Below are 25807 nucleotides of genomic sequence, written 5' to 3'. Positions count from 1 at the left end.
CGCAAACCCCATGTTGTTGGTGGCGGGGGCGCGCTGTGTTTTTTAATCCTCCCTGGGGGCGGGCGCCCCCGGCGCGGGGGCCCCCCCTCCTCCGCGTGCCGGGAGCGGTCAGCCCTTGAGCTCCGCCGCCACCAGCTCCGCGATCTGGACCGCGTTGAGCGCGGCGCCCTTGCGCAGGTTGTCGTTGGAGACGAACAGCGCCAGGCCGTGCTCGACGGTCTCGTCGACGCGGATGCGGCCGACGTACGACGCGTCCTTGCCGGCCGCCTGGAGCGGGGTCGGGATCTCGGAGAGCTCGACGCCCTCGGCGTCCTTCAGCAGCTCGTAGGCGCGCTCGACGCTGATCGGGCGGGCGAAACGCGCGTTGATCTGGAGGGAGTGGCCGGAGAAGACCGGGACCCGGACGCAGGTGCCGGACACCTTGAGCTCCGGGATCTCCAGGATCTTGCGGGACTCGTTGCGGAGCTTCTGCTCCTCGTCCGTCTCGAAGGAGCCGTCGTCGACGATCGATCCGGCGAGCGGCAGCACGTTGAAGGCGATCGGGCGCGCGTAGACGCCCGGCTCGGGGAAGTCGACCGCGTCACCGTCGTGGGTCAGCCTGTCCGCCTCGGCGACGACCTTGGACGCCTGGCCGTGCAGCTCCGCGACGCCGGCGAGCCCGGAGCCGGACACCGCCTGGTAGGTGGCCACGGTCAGCGCGTCGAGCCCCGCCTCGTCGTGCAGGGGGCGCAGCACGGGCATGGCGGCCATCGTGGTGCAGTTCGGGTTGGCGATGATGCCCTTGGGGCGGTTCCTGATCGCGTGCGCGTTGACCTCGGAGACCACCAGAGGAACCTCGGGGTCCTTGCGCCATGCGGAGGAGTTGTCGATCACCACGGCGCCCTGGGAGGCGACCTTCTCCGCCAGCGCCTTCGACGTGGCGCCGCCCGCGGAGAACAGCACGATGTCCAGGCCGGTGTAGTCCGCGGTGGAGGCGTCCTCCACGGTGATGTCGGTGCCCTCGTACGCGAGGGTGGAGCCGGCGGAGCGTGCGGAGGCGAAAAGCCGCAGTTCGGCGACGGGGAACTTCCGCTCGGCCAGGATGCTGCGCATGACTGTGCCGACCTGACCGGTGGCGCCGACGATTCCGACCTTCACGGGGACTCCCTCACAGATGCGAACGGGCACGATTGCCGGTCCATGATGCGTATGTCCCCGGCTCCCTTGTCCAATCCATTGTCCGGCAGGCGGACGGGCCGCGCACAGAGCTGTGGGGCGGGAGCCCTTGAGAGCGCCCGCCCCACAGTCATGAGGTGTCGTACGGATCACACCGCCGTGACGGCTACGGCGTGACCTTCCCGATCACGACGCTGCCGGTGCCCGCCGCGGTGCCGCGGGAGTTCACCAGCTGCACCTCGCCGAAGAACTGGCGGCCCTCGGGAGCCGCGCCGGCGACCACGACCTCGGCGCCGACCCGGGCGGACGCGCCGTTGGCCAGGTCGACGGCCTTCGACTCGTCGACCTTGATCTCGCCGAGCGTCGGGGAGTAGTACACGTCGCGGTAGTCGTACTGGGTGGTCCCGGCCGGGACCGAGTAGCCGTCGATGACGACGGTGTACGTGCCGGCGGCCGGCTTCACCAGGCTGACGGACTCCTCGGAGCCCGCCGTCGTGGACGCGCCGACCTGGGTGTCGCCCTTGAACACGTAGAGGTCGATGTCGGCGTTGGCGTCCGAGGTGTTGCCGACGGTGACGTCCAGCTTCTCGACGCCCGCGCCGATGGTCACCGTCCTGACGTACTCGCCGCCCGTGGAGATCGACGGACGCTCGACGTCCGCCGAGCCCAGCGAGCCGCCCTTGAGCTTGCCCGCCAGGTCACCGGCGTTGTTGGTGACCGTCCAGTCCACCGCGGCCGGGGTGCCGATCTTCGCCTCGGGGATGGTCTGCACCGCCGGGTCGAAGGAGGCGCCGAGGAGCGAGACATCCAGCTTGTACGGGTTGTCCAGCAGCGGCGACGTACGGCGGGACTCGACCTCGATCTCCCAGACGCCGGGCTGCGGCGTCTTGTAGGAGCGCGTGTCCGGACGGCAGGTGTTCGCCGGGTTCTCGTAGTTCGGGTAGCAGTAGATCGTGGAGCTGTCCTCCACCGCGACCCCGTACGGGTGGATCGAGATGAACCGCGTCTGGCTGCCCGAGCGCAGGGCGCTCAGCGCGACCTCCAGGGTCTCGGCGCCCTCCGGCACGTTCACGAAGTACGACGTGGTGCTGTTGCGCTGCACCGAGCCGGTCGTCGAGAACGCGTAGCCCGGCTTCACCAGGTCCTTGGCGACGACCACCGTGGAGAGGATCTGCTGGTCCACGCCGCTGGTCTTCGCGTCGTCCACCTGGAGGATGGCGCTGTGCACACCGGCGGTGCGCGGCTTGGCCTGCACCTTGACGGTCACCGGCTTGCCGAGCGGCAGCGAGACGCTGCTCGAACCGGTCAGCGAGAAGGTGCCGTCGTTGTTCTTCCAGGACAGCTTGTGCTTCACGGCCTTGTCCGGGCCCGTGGTGCGGGTGACCGTGATGTCGTACGACTTCTTCTGGCCGGCCTTCAGGCCGCCCTCACGGTCGTACAGGCCGGTGCCGAAGCCCGGGGTCTTCAGCGCGAAGTCGATCGCCGTGTCCACCGGGGCCTTGACCGCGTACTCGTGCGCCGGGGCGCCCTGCTTCTCGATCTGCTTCCAGGCGCCGATGATGTTGATCAGGCCGGAACCCTGGGCGTGCGCGGGCACACCGTCGATGTGGGTGGCGGTGCTGGTCAGCGCGGTCCGCAGGTCGGCCGGCGGCAGCTCGATGCCCTTCTGCTTCGCGGCGGAGAGCAGCAGCGCCGTCGCGCCGGCGGCCTGCGGCGAGGACATCGAGGTGCCCTGAAGCATGGAGTAGCCGGCGGGGAGGGAGTAACCCGCCTCCTTGACCGGACCGCCCGGGTACCAGGTCTGCGTCGTGTTGATCGACGCACCCGGTGCCGTCAGGGTCGGCGTGAAGCCGCCGTCCTCACGCGGACCGCGCGAGGAGAAGGGCAGCATGTCGTACTTCTTGGTGACGTTGGAGCCGTAGTTGGCGGCCCAGGTCTCCTTGGAGATCGACGCGCCGACCGAGATGACGTGGTCGGCGAGGCCGGGGTCACCGATGGTGTTGACACCCGGGCCGTCGTTGCCGGCCGAGATGACCAGCTGGACGCCGTAGATGTCGATGAGCCGCTTGTAGAGCTCGGCGCGCGCGTTGTTGCCGTCGTTGAGCGGCGGCAGGCCGCCGATCGACATGTTGACGACGTCGACGCCGCGGTTGACGACGAGGTCGATCATGCCCTCGGTCAGCGCGATGTTGGTGCAGCCGCCGGACCAGGTGCAGGCACGCGAGGAGACGATCTTGGCGCCGGGCGCCGCACCGTTCATCTTGCCGCCGAACAGGCCGTTGGCCGCGGTGATGCCCGCGACGTGGGTGCCGTGCTCGCTCTCGATGACGCCGATGTTCACGTAGTCGGACTTGGCGCCGGCCGCGTTGTAGACGACGTTCTTGCGGGTCTCGACGACGAACGGGATGCGCTCGACGATCTCCGTCGCCGGGTTGTCCGTGCCGAAGTAGGCGACCTGCTGCTTCTCCTTGTACGGCTTGAGCACGGCGTCGTTGCCGAAGTCCAGGTCGTCGTTCAGGTCGACGCGCACGGTGCCGGTGACCGGGTCGTAGAGCACGCCCCAGACGTCGGTCGTGTCGCCGTCCCGGTTGAGGTCGCCGGCCATGTCGCCGCCACGGGTGACGGACTCCCTGAACAGGCTGAACCGGTAGGTACCCGCCGGGGCCGAGTAGGTCCTGCCGCCGCTCGTGAACGTCGGGCCCGTGACGGTCTGGTCCATCCTGAGCCAGGTGCCGTCGCCGTCGTTGACGGGGTCGGTGGCCGTCACCCAGTCGACGATCTTGCGCTCGCCGGTGGTGGTCTTCTGCAGGGCGGGGTGCCCGAGGTCGACACCGGAGTCCAGGACGCCGATGGTGATCCCGCGGCCGTCGGCCTTCGGGTGCTGCTTCACGAAGTCGACCGCGCCCGTCTCGAAGGACGGGTTGTACGGGTTCTTCGCGGGGGTGTTCTTGTCCGGCGCCGGGTAACTGCCCGTGGCCTTGGGCTGCTTCGCGCCGGCGACGCGGTCGCCCGCGGGCGTCGGGTCGTCCAGCTTGATCTCCTGCTTGAGATCGATGCCCTGGACGGAGGAGAGCTTCTGCGCCGCCTTGATGGTGGCCTCGGCGGTGGCCGTCGGCACGGTCGCCCGGACGTAGCCGAGCCTGTCGTACGTCTGCCCCAGCACGGAGCCCTCGACGGCGTCCAGCTGCCGGGCGACCTGCTCGGTCGCCCCGGGGGTGGTGGCGACCATCATCGTGACGTTCTTCTCGCCCTTGGCCTCGGCCTTCGCCAGCAACGCGGCGTCGGCCTCGCCCAGCTTGTCGCCCTTCGCGCTCGCGGCGGCGGGCTTGACCGGGGAGGCGGCCGGGTCGTCGGCGGCGAAGGCCGGAGCGGCGCCGGAGGCGGCCAGCGCGGCCGCCAGACCGGCAGCGGCCGCGATGCGGGCCGCGCGTCTCGCCCCGGGTATGGAGCCGGGGGATTCCTTGGTCATCAGCATCCCTGTGGTGTGAAAGAAAGAGAGAGTCCGGAATTCGGTACCCGATGACCGCTCAGCCTTTCGTAAATGACAGGGGTTTGTGGAGACTTGACGGTGACCAGAAACGGACATGGCGTAGATCCGCCACCGGTGCCATCGCGCCACTCAACGGGGCAGGACCACCAGGTAGGCGGCCGGTTCACGGTCCTCGGCCGCCATCATCGCCGTGCGCAGCACCACCGAGAGCTGCGCCGCCGCGTCCCGCAGCCGCTGCGGCGTCACCCGCACCACCGTCACCCCGAGCCGCTCCAGGTGCTCCCGCTCCGCGGTGAAGGTGACGTGCTCCTCGCGGGGTGAGCGGGTGCCCAGTTCGAGCGCCACCGCCTGTTCCGGCCAGTACGCGTCCACCCCTCCCAGGAACGTGCTGCCCGGCAGGGAGAGTTCCACGTTCCACAGCGGCTGGGGCAGGCCGTGGGCGCGGACCATCTCGTACAGCCGGCCCTCCGCCACCGCGCGGCCCTCGGCGAGCAACGCCTCGACGGCGTCCACGACATGGGCGCGGCCCAGCATCCCGGCGCCGTCCAGCTCCCGTACGACGGCCGCCGGATCGCAGTACCCGCCGCGCGCCGCCTCCGTGAGGATCCGGCGTACCGTCGCCGCGTCGGTGAGCGAGGCCACCGCGTCGGCCAGGGCCCGTTCCACCGGGGCCAGCGGCACCCCGAGCCTGCGCTGCGGCGGCGGCAGGACTGCGGCCCGGGTCACCTGCACGAACCGGGTGGAGCGCAGCCGCCTGGTCCGGGGCACCAGCACATCGATCCGGTGCAGCGCGATCACCGGGGGCGCGGACGTGAAGCCGTACAGCGCCAGCGCCGCCAGGCCCGTGACCATGGCCTCCCCGTAGCCCGGTCCGACGCGCCCCGGCGCCGTCCTGCGGGCTCCGGCCGGGGGCTTTCCGGCGTACAACAGGGCGCCCCGCACCCGGTCGTCGTCCGTGGGCGACCCCGGGTGCAGGAGGTACACGCTGGGCAGCAGCTGCTGCCACGGGCCGCCGGGCAGGCACTGGGCGGCCGTCTGCGCCGCGCTCACGCCGAGGGCGCGCAGCTGGGCGGCGGACTGCACGCGGCGGACCGCTTCGTGGACGGGGCGCGGGGACAGCGGGGTGTTCTGGGTCATGCGGGGGAGGTTCCCGCAGCCCCGCCGTGCGCTAACCCGTGTTACACGCCCGTCGACATTCCAGGACAACGCCGTTCTAAAGCACAGTAGTTCGCATGTCGAAAAGGGAGGTCGCGGCGGGGATTGTGCGGTGCGCGCCCCGTACGTGCGTACGGGGCGCGCACCGGAGTCTCACGCCGCCGCGTCGCACTCCTGTCCGCGCAGCGCCCGTGCCAGATCGTCCCGCGCCTCCAGGACCAGCCGCCGCAGCGCCGGTGCCGCGTCCGGGTGCGAGGTCAGCCACGCGTCCGTCGCGGTGAGGGTCGCGGGGTCGTCCTGCAATCCGGGGAACAGGCCCTTGACCACGTCGATGCCGATCTGGATGGAACGCTCGGCCCACACCCGCTCGATCGCCTCGAAGTACGCGGCCGTGTACGGCGCCAGCAGCTCACGCTGCGAGGGCTGCTCGAAGCCGGCGATCGTCGCCCCGACGAGGGCGTTGGACAGCTTGTCGGACTCCACCACCGCCGCCCACGCCTGCGCCTTGACCGCGGCGGACGGGCGTGAGGCCAGGCACCGCACGTGGTGCCGCTTGCCGGACGCCGTGTCGTCCCGGGCGAGTTCGGCGTCCACCGCGTCCTCCCCGGCCCTGCCGTGCGAGGTCAGCGAGGACAGGAACGCCCACCGCAGCTCCTGGTCGACGTCCAGGCCGTCGATCACGGCCGACCCGTCGAGCAGGCCGCCCAGCAGCTGGAAGTCCGCCTCCGACGTCGCGACGCCGGCGAAGAACCGGGCCCAGGTGAGCTGGTGCTGGCTGCCCGGCTCGGCGCGCCGCAGCTCCGCCAGGGCGCCCTCGGCCAGCGCCCGTCCGCCCTCCTCGCGCCAGGCCGGGGCGGCGTAGTGCTCCAGAGCCGACCGGGCCCAGGCGTGCAGCATCTGCAGGACGCCGATGTCCGACTCGCGGCCGGCGGACGACAGTACCAGGGACACGAAGTCCCGGGCCGGCAGCAGCGCGTCGCGGGTCAGGTTCCACAGCGCGGACCAGCACAGCGCGCGGGCCAGCGGGTCGGTGATGTCACCGAGGTGCTCGCGCAGGGTGGCCAGGGACACCTCGTCGAAGCGGACCTTGCAGAAGGTGAGGTCGTCGTCGTTGACCAGGACCAGGTCGGGCTTCTCGGCCCCGGCCAGCTCCGCGACCACGGCGCGCTCTCCGGCGACATCGGTCTCGGCGCGGGCGTACCGCACCAGCGCGCCCTCGGGGGAGAGCCGGTACAGGCCCACCGCGACCCGGTGCGGGCGCAGCTCCGGGTGCGAGGCGGCGGCCTCCTGGGTCACGGCCAGCTCGGCGATCCGGCCCTCGGCGTCGTACGTCACGACCGGCGTCAGGACGTTGACCCCCGCCGTCTGGAGCCAGGCGCGCGACCACGCCGTCATGTCGCGCCCGGAGGTCTCGGCCAGCACGGAGAGCAGGTCGCCCAGCCGCGTGTTGCCGTACGCGTGCCGCTTGAAGTAGCGGCGCGCGCCCTCCAGGAACGCGTCCCGGCCCACGTACGCCACGAGCTGCTTGAGCACCGAGGCGCCCTTGGCGTACGTGATGCCGTCGAAGTTCAGCTTGGCGTCCTCCAGGTCACGGATGTCGGCCGTGACCGGGTGCGTGGACGGCAGCTGGTCGGCGCGGTAGGCCCACGCCTTGCGGTTGTTGGCGAAGGTGATCCAGCCGTTGGTGAAGCGGGTCGCCTCCACCATCGAGAAGGTCCCCATGAAGTCGGCGAAGGACTCCTTCAGCCACAGGTCGTCCCACCACCGCATGGTGACCAGGTCGCCGAACCACATGTGCGCCATCTCGTGCAGGATGACGTTGGCGCGGCGCTCGTAGGAGGCCGAGGTGACCTTGCCGCGGTAGATGTACTCCTCGCGGAAGGTGACGAGGCCCGGGTTCTCCATGGCACCGAGGTTGTACTCGGGCACGAACGCCTGGTCGTACTTCCCGAAGGGGTACGGGTAGTCGAAGTGGTCGTGGAAGAAGTCCAGGCCCTGCTTGGTGATCAGGAAGACGTCGTCCGCGTCGAAGTGCCGGGCGAGCCCCTTGCGGCACATCGCGCCGAGCGGGATCTCCAGCTTCGTACCGTCGTCGTCCGTGCGGGTGTAGAGGTCGCTGACGTAGTGGTACGGGCCGGCGACGACCACCGTGATGTACGTCGAGATCGGCAGGGTCTCGGCGAACCGGTGGACCTCGCCCTCCTGGGACTCCTCGGCGCCGTTGCTCCAGACCCGCCAGCCCTCGGGAGCCGTCACCTCGAAGCGGTAGGGGGCCTTGAGGTCGGGCTGCTCGAAGTTGGCGAAGACGCGCCGCGCGTCGGCCGGCTCGTACTGCGTGTAGAGGTAGACCTCGCCGTCCTCCGGGTCGACGAAGCGGTGCATGCCCTCGCCGGTCCGGCTGTAGGCGCACCGCGCGTCGACCACCAGGACGTTCTCGCCGTCCGCGAGGTCCTCCAGGGCGATCCGGGTGCCGTCGAAGACGGCCGCGGGGTCCAGCTCCTCGCCGTTGAGGGTGACCGCGTCCACGGCAGGGGCCAGCAGATCGGCGAAGGTCGAGGCCCCGGCGCGCGCCGAGCGGAAGCGGATCGTGGTCTGCGAGCGGAAGGTGCGTGGACCGGCCTCGTCGCCCCCGTCTGGCTCGCCGACGGCGGAGCGGAGGTCGAGGGCGACCTCGTAACCGTCGACGGTCAGCAGCTCGGCCCTCTCACGGGCCTCGTCGCGGGACAGGTTTTCACCGGGCACGGAACACTCCTTCGTGTCTCATCTGTCTCATGTGTCTCATTCGAAGACCTTCGATCCTCCCATGCGGCCGTACGGGCCGGTGCACGGGAATGGCAGGAGGGCCCGGTGGTGTTCCGACACTCAGGTGGCAGACCGACCTCATGAGGAGAGACATGCCCGAGAACAGCACGGCCCGCGGCAAGGTCCCGGCCGATTTCTGGTTCGACCCGCTCTGTCCCTGGGCCTGGATGACCTCCCGCTGGATGCTGGAGGTGGAGAAGGTCCGTGACGTGGAGGTGCGCTGGCACGTGATGAGCCTGGCCGTCCTGAACGAGCCCAGGCTCGACGAGCTGCCCGAGGAGTACCAGGACATGATGCGCACCCAGGCCTGGGCCCCGGTACGCGTCGTCGTCGCCGCCCAGCAGAAGCACGGCGACGAGATCGTCGGCCCGCTGTACACGGCCCTCGGCACCCGCATCCACAACAACGGCGAGGGCCCCACCCGTGAGGCCATCGCGGGCGCCCTGGCCGACGTCGGCCTGCCGGCCGGCCTGCTGGAGTACGCCGACTCCGACGCCTACGACAAGGAGCTGCGCGCCTCCCACCAGGAGGGCATCGACAAGGTCGGCCAGGACGTCGGCACCCCGGTCATCGCCGTGCCCGGCGCCGACGGTGAGCAGATCGCCTTCTTCGGCCCGGTCGTGACCCCCGCGCCCAAGGGCGAGGAGGCCGCGAAGCTCTGGGACGGCACGCTGCTGGTGGCCTCGATCCCCGGCTTCTACGAGATCAAGCGGACCCGCACGCAGGGCCCGGTCTTCGACTGACCCGGCCCGGCCGGTGCGGGCTCCGGAAACCGGGGCCCGTACCGGCGGCGGTTTCGGACCGGTCCACGGGGCCGGTGCGGCGGAGACGGATCGGGGGCGGCGGGCGGGGCGACGCCCGTGCGGTGGCCCGGGCCCATGGGCGCCCGCCGGCCGTCGCCCCGCCCGCCGGCCGTCGCCCCGCCCGCCGGACACCGCCCGCGCGGCGTCGGAGGGGCGGACCCGGCGCCCGGTTCGCGTCGTTCCGGCAGCTCCGGGACGGTCCGCTCCAGGCGCCGGCCCGTTCCGTGTTCCGCCCGCTGCCCGCTGCCCGCTGTTCGTCGTCTCGTCGGATCCCCGCCGGCGCCTGCGGGAGACCCGGACACCGGCCGTGGCACGCCGGTCACGGGGTCGCCGGTGCGCGGGTATTGCCGACCACCTGAACCGTCGTTCATGATCTGCGCATGCCAGATGCCGGTCCGGGCCGCCCGGTGGCCCCGCCCCTGCCGCGCACCGTGCGGATCGGTTACGGGCTCGGCTCGCTGTGCACCGGGACCTTCGCGACGGTGCCGGGGCTGATCCTGCTCTACTACCTCACCGACGTCCTCGCCGTGCCCGCCGCCGTCGCGGGCGCCGCCGTGTTCCTGCCCAAGGCGTGGGACGTCCTGATCAACCCGCTGGTCGGCGCGTTCTCCGACCGCAGCCGGCTGCGCGGCGGGCCGCGCCGCCCGTTCCTGCTGGCCGGTGCCTGCACCCTGCCGCCGCTCTTCGCCCTGATCTTCGCCGCGCCGCCGCTGCGGGGCGCACCCGCCGCCGGCTACGTCGCCGCCCTGTTCCTGCTCGCCGCCACCGCGTACGCCGTCTTCCAGGTGCCGTACGTGACCATGCCCGCCGAGATGACCGAGGACCCCGACGAACGCCGTCGCGTCCTCGGCTGGCGGGTGGGCTTCCTCGGCGTCGCCATCCTGCTGTCCGGGGCGCTGGCCCCCGCCGTCGCCCACGCCGGCGGTGAAACCCCGGAGAGCTACCGGCTGATGGGCCTCGTCGTCGCCGTGCTGCTGGCCTGCGGCATGTTCGGCGCGTGGGCGGCCACCCGCCGTGCCCCCGCGGCCGCCCGCAGCCGCGCGGAACCCTCGCTCCGCGCCCAGCTCGCCGTGGCCCGCTCCAGCCCGCCGTTCCTGTACCTGGCCGGGATGTGGACGCTCCAGGCCCTGGCCATCGGCGTGATGCTCGCCGGGGTCCAGTACTTCGCGACGTACACCCTCGGCTCGGCGGGCGCCGTCACACCGCTGTTCGCCTGCCTGATCGGCCCGCTGGTCCTCTTCATGCCGCTGTGGAACCGGCTGGCCCGCCGCAGGGGTGCGGCGTACGCCCAGTGGTGCGCGTCGCTGCTCTGCACGGCCGGTGCGGTGCTCCTCGCCTTCACCGGGGCCGGTGGCCCCGCCGTCGGGTACGCGGCCGTCGCCCTCGTCGGAATCGCCTACGCCGGGATGCAGTTGCTGCCCCTGACGATGCTCGCGGACACCCTCGCCGCCGACGCCGCCACCACCGGCCGGCGCCGGGCCGCCACCTTCACCGGGCTGTGGACGGCGGCCGAGACCCTCGCCTTCGCCCTGGGCGCGGGGGTGTTCGCCCTCGTGCTCACCGTGACCGGCTTCCGCTCGTCCGACGCCGCGCACCAGGTGGACCAGCCGGAGGCGGCGCTGACGGGGATCACCGCCGGGATGAGCGTGCTGCCCGCCGTCCTCGCGGCCGCGAGCCTCCTGCCGCTGCACCGCTACCGCGCGACCCCGCCCCCGTCACGCCCCCTCCAGGAAGGGCCCGCCCGTGCCGACTGACCCCGCCCTGCCCGACGGCCGCGCCGCGTCCGAGGTGCTCGCCGAACTGCGTGCCCTGCGCCGGGCGGACGCGCCCACCCGTGGGGGCCGCACCTTCGCCTACGTCTACGACGCGGGCCTCGACGGCCTCGACGCCCTGGCCGCCGAGGCGTACACCGCGTTCGCGACGGTCAACGGCCTCGACCCCACGGTCTTCCCCAGCGTGGCCCGGCTGGAGAACGACGTGGTCGGCGCGGCCGTCGCACTGCTCGGGGCCCCCGGTTCCCAGGGGACCTTCACCAGCGGCGGCACGGAGAGCATCCTGCTCGCCGTCAAGACCGCCCGCGACCACGCCCGGACCGTACGCGGGATCACCGAGCCGGAGCTGGTGCTGCCGTCCACCGCCCACGCCGCCTTCCACAAGGCCGCGGCCTACCTGGGCCTGGAACCCGTCGTCGTGCCCGTCGACCCCGCCACCTACCGCGCCGACGCGGACGCCATGGCCGCCGCGCTGACCGCCCGTACCGCCCTCGTCGTCGCCTCGGCGCCCTCGTACGCCCACGGGGTCCTCGACCCCGTCGCCGAGATCGCCGCCGCGGCCGCCGCGCGCGGGGTGCTCTGCCACGTGGACGCCTGCATCGGCGGCTGGATCCTGCCCTACCTGCGGCGCGCCGGGCGCGAGGTGGAGCCCTTCGACCTCTCCGTGCCGGGCGTCACCTCCCTCTCGGTCGACCTGCACAAGTACGCGTACGCCGACAAGGGGGCCTCCGTCGTCCTCTACCGGGACGCGGAGCTGCGCCGCCACCAGTACTTCGCGCACTCCGGCTGGCCCGGCTACCCCGTCGTCAACCCGACGGTCCAGGGCACCAGGTCCGGCGGGCTGCTGGCCCAGGCCTGGGCCGTCCTCCGGTACATCGGCGAGGAGGGCTACACCGCGCTCGCCGGCCGGGTCGCCGAGGCGTCGGACCGGCTGCTGGCGGGGCTGCGGTCCACCGACGGGGTACGGGTGCTGGGCGACCCGGCCGCCGGGCTCGTCGCGTTCACCGTCGCGGGCAGCGACGGCGGCACCCCGGACCTCGGGCTGGTCCTCCATCTCGCCGACGAGATGCGCGAACTCGGCTGGTACCTCCAGCCGCAGCTCTCCTTCGACGGCCTCCCGCCCAACCTCCACCTCACACTGACCCCCGCGACGACCGGGCAGGTCGACGCCCTGCTCGACGACCTCGGAGAAGCCCTGGCGAGGGCCCGCGCGCTGGAGCCGGTGAGCGTGGACCCCGCCCTCGCCGAACTCGCCGCCGGCCTCGACCCGCGGACGCTCGGCCCCGACGGGGTCGCGGCCGTCCTCGCCTTCGCCGGGCTCGGCGAGGGAGGCGGGCTGCCGGCCAGGACCGCCCCCGTCCTGGCCCTGCTGGACGCGTTGCCGGGGCCGCTCAAGGAACGGCTGCTGGCGGAGTTCATCGGCTCCGTCTTCCGGGTCCGGGAGCGCCCGGCACGGGAGAACCCCCGCGAGTCACGTCCTCACGGGGGCTCTCCTTCCATCCGCCTGCCCGGTGAAGGCTGAGAAGACGATCACGAGGCAGGACGCTCGGGTGCCCCGGGTCAGGGAGCGAGCAGCAGCACGTCGGCGCGCTCCTTCGCCGCGGCGTAACGCTTCGCCACGTCCTGCCAGTTGACGACGCGCCACATCGCCTCGACGAAGTCGACCTTCTGGTTCCTGTACTGGAGGTAGAAGGCGTGCTCCCAGGCGTCGAACACCAGGACCGGGACCGAGCCCTGCCCGACGTTGCCCTGGTGGTCGTAGACCTGCTCGACGATCAGCTTCCCGCTGACGGGCTCGTAGGCGAGGACGCCCCAGCCGGAGCCCTGGGTGGTCGCGGCCGCCTTCGTCAGCTGGGCCCTGAAGCCCGCGTACGAACCGAAGGACTCGGTGATCGCGTCCGCCAGGTCACCCACACCGTCGGCCGCGAGGGGCTCCCCGCCGCCGTCACCGGTCATGTTGTTCCAGTAGATCGAGTGCAGGATGTGGCCGGAGAGGTGGAAGGCGAGGTTCTTCTGAAGGCCGTTGACCGCACCCCAGGCCCCCTTGTCGCGGGCCTCCTCCAGCTGCTCCAGGGTGTCGTTCGCACCCTTGACGTACGCGGCGTGGTGCTTGTCGTGGTGGAGCTCGATGATCTGCGGGTCGATGACCGGTTCGAGCGCCGCGTAGTCGTACGGGAGTTCCGGAAGCGTGTACGTGGCCATGGGATCGAACCCTCCAACTGCTGCAAGGTTGTTATTGCAAGTCTTTCGCAATTGCAGGCTAGCAGGAGGAAGCCCGGGACGTGATCGGTCCGGCGATCCGGGACGTCGTGCCGTCGCGCCTAAGGTGAGCAGGACACCGGTACGGCGGGAGGGGACGATGGTGGTGCGTGTACGCGAGGGCCGGCCGGAGGAGGCCGAGGCCCTGACCGGACTGGCCCTGCGGTCCAAGGCCCACTGGGGTTACGACGAGGCATTCCTGGCCGCCTGCCGTGACGAACTGACCGTCACCCCGGTGACACGGCGGGCGGGCGGACGGCGGTCGCGGAGGAGGACGGCCGCGTCCTGGGCTTCACCGCCCTGTCCGGGGAACCGCCCGAGGGGGCGCTCGGCATGATGTTCGTGGAGCCGGAGGCCATCGGCCGGGGCGTGGGCCGGCTGCTGTTCTCGCACACCGTGGCGCAGGCCCGGCGGCTCGGTTTCGAGTCCCTCACGATCGACGCCGACCCGCACGCCGAGCCGTTCTACCTCGCGATGGGCGCGGTCCGGACCGGCACCACGCCGTCCGGCTCGATCCCGGGCCGCGAACTCCCGCTGCTCGCCCTGCCGCTCCGCACTCAACCGCGCTGAGGCGCCGCCGCGCCGGGGAGCGCGCCGCGCCGGTCGCGCCGGAGCCCCGGTGCCAGGGCGAGCGTGACCACGAGCGAGGCGGCGGCCATCACCGCGATGGCCGCCGGGGCCGAACTCCGCTGGGCGACGGCTCCCGCGAGCGCCGCCGCCCCACCCTGCGCGGTGAGCATCCCGGAGGAGTGCAGGCCGAGCGCCTGGCCCGTCATCGTGCCCGGGGTCAGTGCCATCAGGCGCTCCTGGAACAGCAGGCTCGCCGAGAAGCCGGTGGAGGCCAGTGCCGTCAGGACCAGGGCCAGGGGCAGGGCAGGCCGCAGCGCGAACAGCACGTAGGGCGCGGCCAGCAGCAGGAGCAGCGGCGTGCCCAGCCGCCCCCGCCACCGCGCCGGCAGGAACCGTCCCGTCACGGTGTCCCCGGCCAGCATCCCGACGGCCGCGCAGGCCAGGAGGAGCCCCGCGCGGTCCGGCCGGTAGGGGACGAAGAGCGACTCGCAGCCGACGACCAGCCCGTTGGGCACCCAGAGCGAGAGGTAGACGCGCCGCCGGGGGCCCGAGGACCACAGCACGGCGTTGGTCCGCCAGGTCTCGCCCACCGACGGCCGCCCGGCCGCCCGGGGAGGCCGGCGCGCGATACCGGACCACGCGGCCGCGGCGCCGGCCAGGTACAGGGCCGCCGCCACCAAGAGCGTGCCGCGCGGCGACACCACGGCGACCAGGACGCCGCCCACCGCGTAACCGAGGACCTGAGTGGAGCCCGCGCACATGTTGAGCACCGCACGCCCCAGCAGGAAGGCGGGCCCGGGGAGCACCTCGTTGAGCAGCCCGTACCGCACCCCGCCGGTCACCGACGCGACGACGCCCTCGACCAGGACGACGGCGAACACCAGTGGCAGCGGCACCCCGGGGACGGCCAGCACGGCGGTCCCGATGCCGAAGGCGAGTGCCGAGCCGCAGAGCGCTCCGCGTGGCGGGAGCCGGTCGGCGGCGGACATCAGGAGGGTCGCGCCGATCACCTGGGCCAGCGAGGAACCGAACATGGAGAGGGCCGACAGCAGGGGAGACCCGGTCGTGGTGAACACCAGGACACCCAGGGCCAGTCCGCTCGTCGTCGAGGCGGCGTTCTGCAGGGCACTCGTCGCGAAGAGGGGGCCGAACTGCGGCATACGGAGAACGTCCCGGTAGGTGAGCATGGCGGGGAGTCTCCGTGAGCGTTCCGCAGGACCGTTACTGTTTCGCACGGAGGCGAAACCATGGGCTGGTGGCAGGTCGGCGCGGACACCCTGGCCGCGGGGCGGTTCGTCGTCTCGGAGCTGTCCGAGGCCACGGCGACGCTCCAGGCACTGGAGTGCGGAACGGCCGCCAACCCGGCCGAACGCGCCTGGTTCGAAGCCCACCGGCCCGCCTACCGGCAGCGCCTCGCCGGTGACCCGGTCACCGCCCGGCTCGTACGGACCGGTCTCGGCGGCCACTGGAACGCGGACTTCCTCACCCCCACACCCACCGGCGGGACCACGTTCGCCCAGGAGCTGGCGCAGGTGCGCGAGACGCCCCCCGAGCGCGCCCGCGCCGATCTGGAGGTGTCCGGCGGAGGACCGCTCCCCGCGGCGCTCCGGCGCTCCGACCTCCCGCGGAGGGCCGCGGGTCTGCTGGAGTGGGTGTGGGAGAGCATCGTGCTGCCGGACTGGCCACGCCGCCGGCGGATCATCGACGCGGACCTCGTGGCCCGTGCCGGACAGCTCGGCCGGGGCGGCTGGGCCGCCGCGCTGGACACGCTGAGCCCCGGGATGCGCTGGCTGGGCGACAGCCGGCTCCAGGTCAACCCGCGGGCCTACCCGCCACGTGAACTCGCCCGGGTGCAACTGGTGTTCGTTCCCGTCACACCACGCCAGGGCTGGGTCTCCTGGGACGCGGAGGCGCGACGCTACGCGGTCGTCTACGCCTGCTCCGGAACCCTGTCGGACGCGGACCGGCCCGTGGTCCCGGACGGCCTCGGCCGGCTGCTCGGAAGCTCACGGGCCGTCGTCCTCGTGCTGCTCGACCGCCCCAGGAGCACCACGGAGCTGGTGGGGCTGACCGGCCAGGGACTCGGATCGGTGGGCCGGCACCTCAAGGTCCTGCTGGACGCCGGGCTGGCCGGCCGCCGCCGGTCGGGCCGCTCGGTGCTCTACTTCCGTACGGAGGCGGGCGACGTGCTCCTCGGAGCCCCGCCCGGCTGAGGCGCCGCCGCGCCGGAGCCTCGGCCTCCGCCGCGCCCTAGGACTGCGGCCGCTCCTCGTCCCGGGTGCGGCGTTCGGCCCGCTTCTGCCGCACCACGCCGGTCACGATCAGCACCGCGGTGAGCGCGCCGGTCGCCAGCAGCTGGTCGCGGGTGCCGGGCTGGCGCAGCATCAGGGCGAAGATCCCGGCCATGGCGACCAGGGCCGCGATCGTCAGGCCCGGGAAGAGCCACATCCGGACGACGAGCCGCTCCGGTGTCTCGCGCTCCGTGCGGCTGCGCAGGACCAGCTGGGAGACGGCGATGAAGATCCAGACGACCAGGATCACCGCGCCGATCATGTTGAGCAGCCACGGGAAGACGTCGTCGGGACGCCAGTAGCTGAGCAGCACGCACAGGAAGCCGAAGACCGAGGAGGCGAGCACGGCGTTGCGCGGGACGCCCGAGGAGATCCTGCCGAGCACCTTCGGGCCCTGGCCGCGCGCGACGAGGGAACAGGCCATGCGCGAGGAGCCGTAGATGTTGGCGTTCATCGCGGAGAGCAGCGCGACCAGGATGACCACGTTCATGATCTCCGCGGCACCGCCGATGCCCAGGTGGTCGAGCATCGCGTAGAAGGGACCGACCTCGGCGACCTGGGGGTCGTCCCACGGCACGAGGGTCACGATGACGGCCATCGACCCGATGTAGAAGACGGCGATGCGCCACATCGCCGTACGCACCGCCTTGGCGACGCCCCGCACCGGGTTCTCGGACTCGGCCGCCGCGATGGTGACCGTCTCCAGGCCGCCGTACGCGAAGACGGAGGCCAGCAGGCCGATGATGAGGCCTTCGGAGCCGTTCGGCAGGAAGCCGCCGTCCCCGGTGAGGTTGGAGGTGCCGGGGGCGTCCGTGCCGGGCAGCACGCCCAGGATCGCCAGGAGGCCCAGCACCAGGAACAGGGTGATCGCGATGACCTTGAGCGCGGCGAACCAGAACTCGAACTCACCGAAGTTCTTGACGGCGGCGAGGTTCGTGCCCAGGAAGATCACCATGAACAGGGCGACCCAGGCCCACTCCGGCGTACCGGGCAGCCAGCCCGAGACGATCTGGGCGGCACCGATGCCCTCCAGCCCCACGGCCACGCAGAGCAGCACCCAGAACGACCACCCGGCGGTGAAGCCCGCCCACGGGCCGATCGCCCGTTCCGCGTGCACGGAGAAGGAGCCGGACGCGGGGTTGGCCGCCGACATCTCGCCGAGCATCCGCATCACGAACATGACCAGCAGCCCGGAGACGCCGTACGCCAGGACGATCGAGGGACCGGCCGCGGCGATCCCCGCGCCCGAGCCGACGAACAGCCCGGCGCCGATCACCCCGCCCAGGGCGATCATCGACAGATGGCGCTGCTTGAGTCCGTGGGTGAGCGCGGAGTCGGCGGCGGGGGCGTCCGTGGGGGGCGGCGCTGAGGACCGGGACATGGACAAACTCTGTTCACTGGTCGGGACAGGGGTCGGGCCACAGTCTTGCCACGAGCCCCGCCCAAGAGGAACGGCCGTCCGCTATACGGTCACCAGGTTCACACAAGGTGCGCACCCGCCTACGGCCGGACGCGCCGCTCCCGGACCGCCGCGACGAGCAGCACCAGGCCGGTGGCGCCCGCCGACCACAGCACCTGCGGACGGGCCGCGTCGTCGGTGAGCATCAGCAGCAGGACGGCCAGCAGACCGGCCAGGGTGACCCAGGTCAGATGCGGGAAGCACCACATCCGCAGGGTCAGGGCCCCCGGTGCCTCCCGTTCCAGCCGCCGCCGCAGCCTCAGCTGCGAGGCCGCGATCAGGCCCCAGACGAACAGCAGGACCGCGCCCACCGAGTTGAGCAGGTACAGGAAGACGGTGTCGGGCCACTTCAGGTTGAGCAGTACGGAGACGAAGCCGAAGGCCACCGAGGCGAGCACCGCCCGGCGGGGCACCCCGCCACCGCCGACCCGCCCGCCCGACGTCTTCAGCAGCCCGCGCGGCGCCTCGCCGCGCTCGGCCAGCGAGAAGACCATCCGGGACGAGCCGTACAGATTGGCGTTCAGAGCCGAGAGCAGCGCCACGAACACCACGATGTTCATGATCTGCCCGGCCGACGGAACCCCGACGGAGTCCAGGACCTTCACGTACGGGCTGAGCCCGGCCCGCTGCGCGGTCCACGGCAGCACGGTCACGATCACCAGCATCGAGCCGACGTAGAAGAACAGGATGCGCACCACGGCGCTGCGCACCGCACGCCCCACGGCCCGTGCCGGGTCGTCGGTCTCGGCCGCCGCGATCGTCACGACCTCCAGGCCGCCGAAGGCGAACACCACCGTGAGGACGCCGGAGACCACGCCGTCCCAGCCGTTCGGCAGGAACCCGCCCCGGCCGGTCAGGTTGGACAGGCCCACCGGGCGGGTGTCGGGGAGGACGCCGAGGACGGCCAGCAGACCCAGCGCCAGGAAGACCACGATCGCGGCCACCTTGAGCGCGGCGAACCAGAACTCGAACTCGCCGAAGTTCCTGACCGCCGTCAGGTTGGCCGCGGTGAAGACCACCATGAACAGCAGCACCCAGAGCCACTGGTCCACCGCCGGTACCCAGCCGTGGGCGATCTGCGCGGCGGCCGTCGCCTCCACGGCGAGCACCACCACCAGCATGAACCAGTAGAGCCAGCCCACGCTGAAGCCGGCCCAGCGCCCCAGCGCCCGCTCGGCGTGGACGGAGAAGGACCCGGACGCGGGCATCGCCGCCGACATCTCGCCGAGCATCCGCATCACCAGCATCGCGAGCGTGCCCGCGACCAGGTACGAGACGACGACGGCGGGCCCGGCCACCGCGATCCCGGCACCCGACCCGACGAAGAGGCCGGCGCCGATCACCCCGCCCAGCCCGAGCATCGTCAGATGGCGCTGCTTGAGACCGTGGGCCGGGGGCGCGGACGGAGCGGCGGGGTGCGTGGGGGGCGCGTCGTGCATGAGCTGCGGATCACTCTCGGATGATTTATGGGGAACCTACAGTCTCACGGGGCGGCCCTTCCTCCCGAACGCGGAGCCGCATGCACCTCTGCCTCAGTGACCAGCATCACGCCGGGGCGTGATTGCGCACGACTCTTTGTGCGAACCCGACTATCCCCTCACGCGCCGCTTTGTGGGCCGCTGATGGTGATCGAGTGATATTCCGTCGGCTAACGTCACCCTCAGTCCGTCCCTGCCTGCCGACCTCACCCGCGGAGTCCCGATGAGCACTGCTGCCGCCCCCGTCCGATCCGGAGCGGTCCTCGCCGACCTGCTGCCCGCAGCCCGGCACCGCTACGCCGTGGACACGGCGCTGGTCCTCGGCGGCGCCGCACTCACCGGCATCGCGGCCCAGATCGCCGTGCCCGTCCCCGGCTCCCCGGTTCCCGTCACCGGCCAGACCTTCGCCGCGCTGCTCATCGGCACCGCGCTCGGCGCCCGCCGCGGATTCCTCTCCCTCGCCCTGTACACGCTCGTCGGCATGGCCGGCATGCCGTGGTTCTCCGAGGGCACCTCCGGACCGGGCGGCGCGTCCTTCGGCTACGTCCTCGGCATGCTGCTCGCGGCCACCGTCGTCGGCGGCCTGGCCCGCCGGGGCGGTGACCGCTCCGTCCTGCGCACCGCGGGCACGATGGCCGTCGGCTCCCTCGTCATCTACGCCGTCGGCGTGCCGTACCTGGCGCTCTCCACCGGCATGTCCATGAGCGCCGCCGTCGCGGCCGGCCTGGTGCCGTTCCTGATCGGCGACGCCCTCAAGGCGGCCCTGGCCATGGGCGCGCTGCCCGCCTCCTGGAAGCTCATCGGGCGTCGCGGCTGACGCCGTAGGCACCGCCGAAGAGGCTCGCCGGGTCGTACCGCGACACCAGACCGGCGAGCCTCTCGCGTGTCCCGGGGCCGTGGAAGTCCCGTCCCGTCTCCGGGTGCCCCCCGCCGCCGAAGGAGAAGTTCAGCGCGCGGCCGAGGTGGTGGCGGGCCGTCCGCGCGGCCACCCGGGCGAAGAGCGCCCGTGCCGCCGTCACGTCCGTGCCCTGAAGCGGTGACAGCAGCCGCAGCAGGAAGCGCGCGTCGCGGTAGGGCACGGCGTTGCCGGGGGAGGGGGGTGAGGCCAGCGCGCCCCCCAGGTGGTTGAGCTGGACCACCGTCATCGCCGGCGCCTCCGGCCCGGTCAGTTCCAGCACCCCCGCCGCGGTCCCGGCGTCCAGTCCGCCGAGCATCAGCCCCTCGCCGTAGTAGGCGTGCGGGAGCGGCGGGTCGCTGTGGATGGTGGGGCTCTCTCCGTACGGCATCTCCCGCAGCGAGTCCGAGAGCGCGGGCCCGATCGCCCGCAGCGGCGCCACCAGCGCCTCGCCGTCCCGCGCCGTGCCGGTGGACGCGACGCGCACCGAGACGACGTACCGGCCCCGCAGCGGCTCCGGGAGCTGCGGCATGTCGGGGTAGCACAGCGCCGCCAGGGAGGAGGTGCAGGTCTCCGGCACGGTCCGCGTCCACTCCAGGTAGCGGCGCAGCACCTCGGGGGCGGTGGCCCCGTCGAAGGCGATCGAGCCGCCGTACAGCCGCTCCACGGCCACCAGGCCGGTCTCCAGCGCCGTCACGACGCCCAGCCGGTGGCCGCCGCCCCGCAGCCCCCAGAACAGGTCCGGTTCGCTGTCCGGGGTGACATGGCGCAGGACGCCGTCGGCGGTCACCACGTCCAGTGAGCGCACATGGTCGGCCGCGTAGCCGAACTCCCGCGCCAGGATGCCCAGTCCGCCGCCCAGGGTGTACGAGACGGCGCCCACGCCCGGCGCCGAGCCGTTCAGCGGCGCGAGCCCGTGCGTGGCCGCCGCGCCGGCCACCCGGCCCCAGGTGGCCCCGGCCCCGATGCGGGCCGTGCGCCGCACCGGGTCGATCTGCACGGCGTCCATCCGGCGGGTGCTGATCAGCGTCCCGCCCTCGACCGGGCCCGGAAGCCCGTGCCCGGTCGCGTGGACGGCCACGGACAGTCCGCGCGCCGCGGCCTCCCGTACGGCCGCCCGCACGTCGGCGTCCCCGGTGGCCTCCACCAGGACGTCGGGGCCGATGGTGAAGCCGGTCTGGAAACTCTCGACCGCGGGGGTGGCTGTCATGACGAAGGCTCTCCGTTCGCTGCGGGACCGCGTGGCGAGGGAGAGCCTTCCGGGTATACCTGACAACCGCCGTCAGGTATGCGTGCCGGTCACTCGACCGGCGTCCCCGCCCTGCGACCGCGGGCGTCGCGCACCAGCGAGACCACCACGACCAGGGCCGCGACCAGCAGGGAGAGCAGCACCTGCTCGCGCCCGGCGTCGTCGGTCAGCATGTAGACGAGGACGAAGGAGATCATCGCGATCGTCGCCCAGGTCAGATACGGGAAGAGCCACATCCGTACGACGAGCTTCTCGGGCGCCTCGCGCAGGATGATGCCGCGCATCCGCAGCTGGGTGAAGCAGATCACCAGCCACACGAACAGGGCGACCGCCCCCGAGGAGTTCAGCAGGAACGCGAACACCGTGTCCGGCCACTGGTAGTTGAAGAACACGGCCACGAAGCCGAACACGACGGACGACAGGATCGCCGCCTGCGGCACGCCCCGCTTGTTCACCCGGGAGAACGCCTGGGGCGCGTCGCCCCGCCGCCCCAGTGAGAAGGCCATGCGCGAGGCCGTGTAGAGGCCGGAGTTGAGGCAGGACAGCACGGCCGTGAGCACGATGACGTCCATGACCTGCCCGGCGTGCGGGATGCCTATGACGTTCAGGGCGGCGACGTAGGAACCGTCCTCGACGATCGAGGGGTCGTTCCACGGCAGCAGGGTGAGGACGACGAAGATCGAGCCCAGGTAGAAGATGGCGATGCGCCAGATCACGCTGTTGGTGGCCTTGGAGACGGCGCGCCGCGGGTCCTCGGACTCGCCGGCCGCCAGCGTCACGATCTCGCTGCCCATGAAGGAGAAGACGACCATCAGCACACCCGTGAGGACGGCCCCCGGCCCCTCGGGGAAGAACCCGCCGGTGTCCGTGAGGTGGGCGAGGCCGGACCCCGCGTGGTCGGAACCCGGCAGGACGCCGAAGACGGCGAGCAGGCCGACGACCACGAACGCGCCGATCGCCACGACCTTGATCCCGGCGAACCAGAACTCGAACTCGCCGTACGAGCCGACGGAGACCAGGTTGGTGGCCGTCAGGACCACCATGACGATCAGGGCCCACGCCCACTGCGGTACGCCGGGGACCCAGCTCTCCAGGATCTTGGCGCCCGCCGTGGCCTCGACGGCGAGCACCACGACCCAGAAGAACCAGTACAGCCAGCCGATGGAGAAGCCGGCCCAGCGGCCCAGGGCCTGGTCGGCGTAGGCGGAGAAGGAACCCGAACTCGGCCGGGCGACGGCCATCTCGCCGAGCATGCGCATGACGAATACGACCATCAGGCCGACCAGCGCGTACGACAGGAGGATGGCCGGCCCCGCGGCGGCGATGCCGGCGCCGGAGCCGACGAAGAGGCCCGCTCCGATCACACCGCCGATGGCGATCATCGAGAGGTGACGGTTCTTGAGCCCGGCCTGGAGCCCGTCCGGTGAACCGGGCCCACCCGGCTCGCCGGGCTGTTCGCCCGGTCCGGCCAGAGTCGTCTGCGACGTCATGGATCGAATCCTTACGTTTTCTGATCACGTGTGTCGGTGTTGCCTCGGCGGGGGTGCTGCGAGGACGAGGCCACGCATTCAAGCCCGGCCGACACCGGAAACGGAACCCCCTCGTCCGCTTCCTTGACCCGATCGTTGCCCTGGCGGGCCGCACGGGCCCGGACCCGAACCGGACCCCACGGAAAGCCCGGTGGGTCCCGACCCCGCTGACGATTACCCCGCCCCGTCCGTGCCACACTTCGCACCATGCGCGTGTACCTCGGCTCCGACCATGCCGGCTTCGAACTGAAGAACCACCTCGTCGAGTGGCTCACCGCCCACGGCCACGAGGCCGTCGACTGCGGTCCCCACATCTACGACGCCCAGGACGACTACCCGCCGTTCTGCCTCCGCGCCGCCGAGCGGACGGCCGCCGACCGGGACAGCCTCGGCATCGTCATCGGAGGCTCCGGCAACGGCGAGCAGATCGCCGCGAACAAGGTCAAGGGCGTCCGCGCCGCGCTCGCCTGGAGCGAGCAGACCGCCGCGCTCGGCCGTGAGCACAACGACGCCAACGTCGTGGCCATCGGCGGCCGGATGCACACGGTGGAGGAGTCCACCCGGTTCGTCGAGATCTTCCTGGACACCCCGTACTCGGGTGAGGAACGCCACACCCGCCGCATCGAGATGCTCTCGGCCTACGAGAACACCGGCGAGCTCCCCCCGATCCCGGCCCACCACCCGCAGCAGGGCTGAACGGCCCCGCACCGCCCTCCTCGTGCCGCCGGGCCCCCGCCCGGCGGCACGAGCGCGTCACCAGGAGACCCGCCGTGCCCGAGGGGCATACGATCCACCGCCTCGCCGCCGACCACCACGAGCGGTTCGCGGACCGCCCGGTGCGGGTGAGCAGCCCCCAGGGCAAGTTCTCCGACGGCGCGGCGCTGCTGGACGGCCGGGCCCTCACCGGTGTCGACGCCCACGGCAAGCACCTCTTCCTCGGCTTCGAGGGACAGGCCTGGGTCCACATCCACCTCGGCCTCTTCGGCAAGCTCGGCTTCGGCACCGTCCCCGCGCCCCCGCCCACCGACACCGTCCGGCTGCGCCTGCTCAACGACGCGCACCACGCCGACCTGCGCGGCCCCATCACGTGCGCCCTGATCACGGGCCCCGAGAAGCGCGCGATACACGACCGGCTCGGTCCCGACCCGCTGCGCGCCGACGCGGACGGCGAGCGGGCCTGGCGGCGGATCTCCCGCAGCCGTGTCACGGTCGCCGCCCTGCTCATGGACCAGAAGGTCGTCGCGGGCGTCGGCAACGTCTACCGCGCCGAGGTCCTCTTCCGGCACGGCATCGACCCCTACCGCGCGGGCACGGACCTCACCCGGGGCGAATGGGACGCGGTCTGGGCCGACCTCGGCGTCCTGATGCGTGAGGGCGTGCGGAACAACCGCATCGACACCGTCCGCCCCGAGCACCTCCCCGAGGCCATGGGCCGGCCCCCCAGGGTCGACGACCACGGCGGCGAGGTCTACGTCTACCGCCGGGCCCGGCAGGCCTGCCACATCTGCGGCACCGCGATCCGCACGGCGGACCTGGCCGCCCGCAACCTCTTCTGGTGCCCGTCCTGCCAGCCGTCGGCGGCGGGCCGGTAGGCGGCCCGGCTCAGAAGCCGTGCGGACACCACGGCTGGGTGTCCGAGGAGAACGCGAGGGACGCCGCGGCCAGCGCGCCCTCCCGCAGCTCGCGCACCCGGCCGGCCGCGGCGAGGGCCGACAGCGACACCCCGCCCAGATAGGCGGCCCCCAGCTCGTTCACGGACAGGGCCAGCCCGGCGGGGTCGTCCGTCCGCCGGCAGGTGGCCGCGCCCTTCGCGTCGGCGGTCAGCCGCCAACGCCCCGCGTTCCACGGGCAGAAGGCGTCCTCCACCTCCAGCACCACGTCGACCGGGGCCCGGTAGCTCCGGGCCTCCAGTGCCGCACCCAGCTCGACCAGCCGCACGTACAGTCCGTCGCGCACCCGCACCTCGCAGCGCCGGACGTCGGAGACCAGCCGCAGCACCGCGTCGTCCACGGGCCGGTTGCCGCACTCGACCACCGAGGTCAGGTCGATCCCGAACACGAAGCGCCACAGCGCCGCGTACGAGGCCGGATCGAGCGCCGCGAGGTCGCGCACCGCGACCGTCCCGCTGGGCACGGCGCCCTCCCAGGCGGGCCGCAGGCGGAACGTGACGTACCCCGTGACCTCGCCGTCCCGCTCCGCGAGGACGCACTGGAGCGGCGAGCCGCCGCCCCGGGCGCTCTCCGGGTCGTTCACGGGCACCCGCTCCCAGCCCGGCTGCCGCACCGGGGTACCGGGACGGCCGGGCGCCAGACGCGCGTACACGGCCTCGCAGGCGTCGAGCGCCTCCTCCGGGGACGACCGGCGCACCCGCACCCCGTCCGTGCCCGGGGGCAGCGCCAGCCGGACCCGGGAGCTGTCGATCCGCAGGCTCGTCTCCATCGTTGCCGCGCCGTAGCCGAACCGGCCGTAGATGCCGGGCTCCGACGCCAGCAGCACCGCGAGCGGCTCGCCCCACGAACGGACGTCCTCCAGCTGGCGCCGCATCATCGACGTCAGCAGTCCCTGCCTGCGGTGCGTCGCGGCGACGCTCACCATCGTGACGCCCGCGGCCGGGACCGCGGCCCCGCCGGGCACGGTCAGCCGGAAGCCGTACGCACCGGCCGTCCCCACCCACTCCGCGCCGTCCCGGTGACCGAGCGAACGCTCCGGCTCCGCAAGGGCGGCGTACATCTCACGGGTCCCGGGCGAGAACGGAACACCGCCGAACGCCAGCTCGACGCAGCCCAGCCACGTGTCCCAGTCCGATGCCGCCGGCACCCGCAATTCCGTGCTCATGATCCCTGCTTACCAGTGCCACGCCGCCCGAGCGACCCACTTTCGAACACATTGTCACAGGGTCC

The 25807-nt window shown here is 72.5% G+C and carries 18 protein-coding genes and 1 pseudogene; 8 read left to right on the top strand and 11 right to left on the bottom strand.

Features of this window, described 5'->3' with window-relative positions; all coding sequences use genetic code 11:
* Nucleotides 1-108 precede the first annotated feature (108 nt).
* The 4 genes from ACFVS9_RS29785 to pepN form a co-directional block, all read right to left on the bottom strand.
* Nucleotides 109-1137 carry an aspartate-semialdehyde dehydrogenase gene (locus ACFVS9_RS29785; RefSeq protein WP_383113339.1) on the bottom strand — a complete coding sequence of 343 codons (1029 nt, stop codon included), beginning with the start codon at nt 1135-1137 and terminating at the stop codon, nt 109-111.
* Between the two features lie 184 nt (nt 1138-1321).
* Complete coding sequence (locus ACFVS9_RS29780) at nt 1322-4630, bottom strand: S8 family serine peptidase (protein ID WP_383113338.1); 3309 nt, start codon at nt 4628-4630, stop codon at nt 1322-1324.
* 144 nt (nt 4631-4774) lie between these two features.
* Entirely contained in the window at nt 4775-5782 is a 1008-nt protein-coding gene (locus ACFVS9_RS29775; protein ID WP_389937320.1) for a hypothetical protein, read from the bottom strand.
* A 171-nt stretch (nt 5783-5953) separates the two neighbouring features.
* The gene (gene pepN, locus ACFVS9_RS29770; protein WP_389937317.1) at nt 5954-8542 is read right to left on the bottom strand and encodes an aminopeptidase N; all 2589 of its coding nucleotides are present in this window, start codon (nt 8540-8542) and stop codon (nt 5954-5956) included.
* A gap of 152 nt (nt 8543-8694) precedes the next feature.
* On the opposite strand from pepN, the gene ACFVS9_RS29765 reads away from it, so the two are divergent.
* The 3 genes from ACFVS9_RS29765 (at nt 8695) to ACFVS9_RS29755 (ending at nt 12699) form a co-directional block, all read left to right on the top strand.
* Entirely contained in the window at nt 8695-9345 is a 651-nt protein-coding gene (locus ACFVS9_RS29765; protein WP_383113335.1) for a DsbA family protein, read from the top strand.
* A 440-nt stretch (nt 9346-9785) separates the two neighbouring features.
* Nucleotides 9786-11159, top strand: a complete 1374-nt coding sequence (locus ACFVS9_RS29760) for an MFS transporter (protein WP_389937314.1) — start codon at nt 9786-9788, stop codon at nt 11157-11159.
* Nucleotides 11149-12699 carry a pyridoxal phosphate-dependent decarboxylase family protein gene (locus ACFVS9_RS29755; RefSeq protein ID WP_389937311.1) on the top strand — a complete coding sequence of 517 codons (1551 nt, stop codon included), beginning with the start codon at nt 11149-11151 and terminating at the stop codon, nt 12697-12699. The genes ACFVS9_RS29760 and ACFVS9_RS29755 overlap by 11 nt, the downstream gene beginning before the upstream one ends.
* 38 nt (nt 12700-12737) lie before the next feature.
* Here ACFVS9_RS29755 and ACFVS9_RS29750 read toward each other — a convergent pair whose 3' ends face one another.
* Nucleotides 12738-13379, bottom strand: coding sequence for a superoxide dismutase (locus ACFVS9_RS29750; protein WP_383113332.1), 642 nt, complete (start codon nt 13377-13379; stop codon nt 12738-12740).
* 157 nt (nt 13380-13536) lie between these two features.
* On the opposite strand from ACFVS9_RS29750, the pseudogene ACFVS9_RS29745 reads away from it, so the two are divergent.
* Nucleotides 13537-14006 (top strand): annotated as a pseudogene (locus ACFVS9_RS29745) (GNAT family N-acetyltransferase).
* On the opposite strand, the gene ACFVS9_RS29740 reads toward ACFVS9_RS29745, so the two are convergent.
* Complete coding sequence (locus tag ACFVS9_RS29740) at nt 13994-15193, bottom strand: MFS transporter (protein ID WP_389937308.1); 1200 nt, start codon at nt 15191-15193, stop codon at nt 13994-13996. The pseudogene ACFVS9_RS29745 and the gene ACFVS9_RS29740 overlap by 13 nt on opposite strands.
* Before the next feature lie 60 nt (nt 15194-15253).
* Here ACFVS9_RS29740 and ACFVS9_RS29735 point away from each other — a divergent pair, with 60 nt between their 5' ends.
* On the top strand, nt 15254-16219 hold the full coding sequence (locus ACFVS9_RS29735) for an ArsR/SmtB family transcription factor (RefSeq protein ID WP_389937305.1): 966 nt from the start codon (nt 15254-15256) through the stop codon (nt 16217-16219).
* 37 nt (nt 16220-16256) lie between these two features.
* Here ACFVS9_RS29735 and ACFVS9_RS29730 read toward each other — a convergent pair whose 3' ends face one another.
* Both ACFVS9_RS29730 and ACFVS9_RS29725 read right to left on the bottom strand, forming a co-directional pair.
* Nucleotides 16257-17678: an amino acid permease gene (locus ACFVS9_RS29730; protein ID WP_383113328.1), complete on the bottom strand. Its 1422-nt coding sequence runs from the start codon at nt 17676-17678 to the stop codon at nt 16257-16259.
* A 119-nt stretch (nt 17679-17797) separates the two neighbouring features.
* On the bottom strand, nt 17798-19195 hold the full coding sequence (locus ACFVS9_RS29725) for an amino acid permease (protein WP_389937300.1): 1398 nt from the start codon (nt 19193-19195) through the stop codon (nt 17798-17800).
* A gap of 262 nt (nt 19196-19457) precedes the next feature.
* Here ACFVS9_RS29725 and ACFVS9_RS29720 point away from each other — a divergent pair, with 262 nt between their 5' ends.
* On the top strand, nt 19458-20051 hold the full coding sequence (locus ACFVS9_RS29720; RefSeq protein ID WP_383113326.1) for a biotin transporter BioY: 594 nt from the start codon (nt 19458-19460) through the stop codon (nt 20049-20051).
* Here the strand turns inward: ACFVS9_RS29720 and ACFVS9_RS29715 are convergent.
* Nucleotides 20032-21339, bottom strand: coding sequence for an FAD-binding oxidoreductase (locus tag ACFVS9_RS29715; protein ID WP_389937297.1), 1308 nt, complete (start codon nt 21337-21339; stop codon nt 20032-20034). The genes ACFVS9_RS29720 and ACFVS9_RS29715 overlap by 20 nt on opposite strands.
* 89 nt (nt 21340-21428) lie before the next feature.
* On the bottom strand, nt 21429-22868 hold the full coding sequence (locus tag ACFVS9_RS29710; RefSeq protein WP_383113324.1) for an amino acid permease: 1440 nt from the start codon (nt 22866-22868) through the stop codon (nt 21429-21431).
* Nucleotides 22869-23114: 246 nt separating this feature from the next.
* Here ACFVS9_RS29710 and ACFVS9_RS29705 point away from each other — a divergent pair, with 246 nt between their 5' ends.
* Nucleotides 23115-23603: a ribose-5-phosphate isomerase gene (locus ACFVS9_RS29705; protein WP_383113323.1), complete on the top strand. Its 489-nt coding sequence runs from the start codon at nt 23115-23117 to the stop codon at nt 23601-23603.
* Between the two features lie 74 nt (nt 23604-23677).
* Nucleotides 23678-24499, top strand: a complete 822-nt coding sequence (locus ACFVS9_RS29700) for an Fpg/Nei family DNA glycosylase (RefSeq protein WP_389937292.1) — start codon at nt 23678-23680, stop codon at nt 24497-24499.
* 10 nt (nt 24500-24509) lie between these two features.
* Here ACFVS9_RS29700 and ACFVS9_RS29695 read toward each other — a convergent pair whose 3' ends face one another.
* Complete coding sequence (locus tag ACFVS9_RS29695) at nt 24510-25742, bottom strand: GNAT family N-acetyltransferase (protein ID WP_383113321.1); 1233 nt, start codon at nt 25740-25742, stop codon at nt 24510-24512.
* Nucleotides 25743-25807: the final 65 nt, after the last annotated feature.

The organism is Streptomyces sp. NPDC058008 (genome assembly GCF_042886395.1).
Taxonomy (GTDB): Bacteria; Actinomycetota; Actinomycetes; order Streptomycetales; family Streptomycetaceae; genus Streptomyces.
Note: the sequence above shows the minus strand (reverse complement) of the source record. Positions and strands in the feature narration are given on the sequence as shown.